We start from the raw sequence: 3218 nt of genomic DNA on the forward strand, positions 1-3218 counted from the left end.
CGTTTATAAACCGTTCAACAAAATGAACTTCTGAACAGAACCGCAGTCTGCTTTTTATATTCTCATGAATTAATGAAATATAATTATGGATGGAAGATCTGCTGGTATCAGTGGTAAATACACAAGATCAGTTAATAATTACAACCAACCGAATAACCATGCTCCCTCTTCAGGGCGTGGACGATATAGGCATGCCACAGTCAAACAATGGGATAATCCCACCCGCACTGTGCCGGGTCGCAATGAATTTTACCATTCTTCTGGCACACGCTCTTCTCAACATCTACAGTGCCATTCAGTAAACCCTGCTCAAGATTTTAATGCCCTCATCACACAGGAAATAATGGATGATCTGTTGAGTAAATCGGATCATTTCGGTCATCGCTATAATGGAAAAAATCACAGCCAATTTGCCTGTTCAATTAAAGAATACACGTCAGCTGCTAAAAGACCGTTAAACCGGGCGGAACAAAGCCAGCTGATACGTATGCTGCAAAACTTTACCCCAACACGGAGCTGGAATTGGCGAAGCCTGACGACAACACTTCATTCATTAACTTCAGCGGGTGTTTTTACCCCTCATTCCCCCATGGATGAGCGTGTTAAGCTTACTCAAGCTCACTTATTGTCAACGCTACTGGATGCAATAATATTTAACTGCAGCCAAAAACCTCAAGCCAGGAATATTGATGCCCGGGGTATCGCCAACCTGCTTTGGGCCATGGCGAAACTGGTGGACAACGGGCAGAAGCAGACACCAGAGTTCAACGAGGCCGTTGTCGCGCTGTTGCCCCACGTGAACGCAAAGAAAGACCAATTTAAGGCCCAGGGCATTGCCAACCTGCTGTGGGCCATGGCGAAACTGGTGGACAACGGGCTGGAGCAGACAGCAGAGTTCAAAGAGGCCATGGCCGCCCTGTTGACCCACGTGAACATACAGAAAGACCAATTCAATGCCCAGGGTATCGCCAACCTGCTGTGGGCCATGACGAAACTGGTGGACAACGGGGAGTGGACACCGGAGCTCAAAGAAGCTGTGGCCGCGCTGCTCCCCCATGTGAACGCACAGATAGATCAATTTAATACCCAGCATATTGTCAACCTGCTGTGGGCAATCGCGAAACTGTCGGACAACGGGCAGAAGCGGACACCAGAGCTCAACGAGGCCTTAGCCGCGCTGTTGCACCATGTGAGCGCACAGAAAGATCAACTTAATACCCAGAATATTGCCAACCTGCTGTGGGCCATCGCGAAACTGTCGGACAACAGGCAGAAGCGGATACCAGAGCTCAACCAGGCCGTAGCCACGCTGCTACCCCACGTAAACGTACAAAAAGATAACTTTAAACCACAGGGTATCGCCAACCTGCTGTGGGCCCTGGCAAAACTGGTGGACAACGGCCAGGAGCGGACACCAGGGTTCAACGAGGCCGTGGCTGCGCTGTTGCCCAATGTGAACGCACAGAAAAACCAGTTTATTCCTCAGCATATCGCCAACCTGCTGTGGGCCATGGCGAAACTGGTGGGCAACGGGCAGAAGCAGACACCAGGGCTCAACGAAGCCCTGGTCGCGCTGTTGCCCCGGGTGAACGCACAGAAAACCCAATTTCATGCCCAGGTTATCGCCAACCTGCTGTGGGCCATGGCGAAACTGGTGGACAACGGGCAGGAGCGAACACCAGCACTCAACGAGGTCGTGGCCACGCTATTGCCCCAAGTGGTCGCACAGAAAGCTCACTTTAAACCACAGGAAATCACCAACCTGCTGTGGGCCATAGCGAAACTGGTGGACAACGGGCAGGAGCAGACACCAGAGCTCAACGAGGCCATGGCCGCGTTGTTGCCCCACGTGAGCGCACAGAAAGCCAGCTTTACACCACAGGGTATTGCCAATCTGCTGTGGGCCATGGCGAAACTGGTGGACAACGGACAGGAGTCGACATCAGAACTCAACGAGGCCGTGACCGCACTGTTGCCCCACGTGAATGCACAGAGAGCTACCTTTAAACCACAAGGTATCGCCAACCTGCTGTGGGCCATGGCGAAACTGGTGGACAACGGGCAGGAGTCGACACCAGAACTCAACGAGGCCGTGACCGCACTGTTGCCCCACGTGAATGCTCAGAGAGCTACCTTTAAACCACAAGAGATCGCCAACATGCTATGGGCCATGGCGAAACTGGTGGACAACGGGCAGGAGCAGACACCAGCGCTTAACAAGGCCGTGGTCGCACTGTTGCCCCGCGTGAAAATACAGAAATACCAATTTATTCCTCAGCACATCGTTAACCTGCTGTGGGCCATGGCGAAACTGGTGGATAACGGGCAGGAGTGGACACCAGAGTTCAAAGCGACTGTGGCAGCGCTGTTACCCCACGTGAGCGCACGGAAAGCTGACTTTACACCACAGGGTATCGCCAACCTGCTGTGGGCCATGGCGAAACTGGGTGAACTCGTTGAGCTGAATGTGGTTACCTCTGCATTCGAATCGCTTGTCTACCGAATCAGTGAAACCCCTCAGCTCTCCAGGCAAGATATATCGATGTCTCTCTGGGGCGTAATGGTATGCTGTGCCAGGTTGTCTCTAGACTCCAAAGCCAATAAAAATAACGTGCTTGAAAAGCACATGGATATCCTGTTGACTCGCCTGGAAAATACATCACCGGATAATGAAGAGGATCAAACCACCATTGCCATGGCCGCCAGTTGGCTTGGCAGAGCGTGTCCGTTCAACCCCCATTACCAGACAATCGTTTCAAAACGCCAATCCGACTTCCGTAATCAACTCCAATCATGTATGCCCTCTTTGAAGATTGAAGAAGAAAAGAGTTTGCACTCATTGCCTCCGGTTGACCTGCTACTGCCAGATCACAATATGGTGATTGAAGTTCAGGGACCGTCTCATTACGTGGGTGGTGATTTCAACACCAGGAATGGTTCGACTCTGCTGAAAATCGCACTGCTGCAGAAATCAGGATTTGAGGTCATTGAAATCCCGGTTAACAGGCTTTGGAACCTGGATGTAATGAAACCATTTATTGACCAAATAAAAAAGAGAGCAAACAGCCAGTAATCGCCTCCCTGCCATCGTGACTCAGGAACCATTTTCACAATTCAGAGTAGATGTTCTCCTCCAACCACTTGCGTTTATAAACCGTTCAACAAAATGAACTTCTGAACAGAACCGCAGTCTGCTTTTTATATTCTCATGAATTAAT

The 3218-nt window shown here is 50.8% G+C and carries 1 protein-coding gene; it reads left to right on the plus strand.

All coding sequences use genetic code 11. The annotated features are described in order from the left end of the window. Window positions 1-85: 85 nt before the first annotated feature. Window positions 86-3073 (plus strand): DUF1601 domain-containing protein, encoded by a 2988-nt coding sequence (locus ACO6VE_RS24125; protein WP_422464010.1) that lies wholly within the window; start codon window positions 86-88, stop codon window positions 3071-3073. Window positions 3074-3218 lie beyond the last annotated feature (145 nt).

The sequence above is a fragment of the Endozoicomonas sp. ALB115 genome (assembly GCF_049310245.1).
Taxonomy (GTDB): domain Bacteria; phylum Pseudomonadota; class Gammaproteobacteria; order Pseudomonadales; family Endozoicomonadaceae; genus Endozoicomonas.

Bases quoted from the DNA above. Each gene is read 5' to 3' on its own strand.
- ACO6VE_RS24125 (WP_422464010.1), top strand. From the start codon at position 86: ATGGATGGAAGATCTGCTGGTATCAGTGGTAAATACACAAGATCAGTT.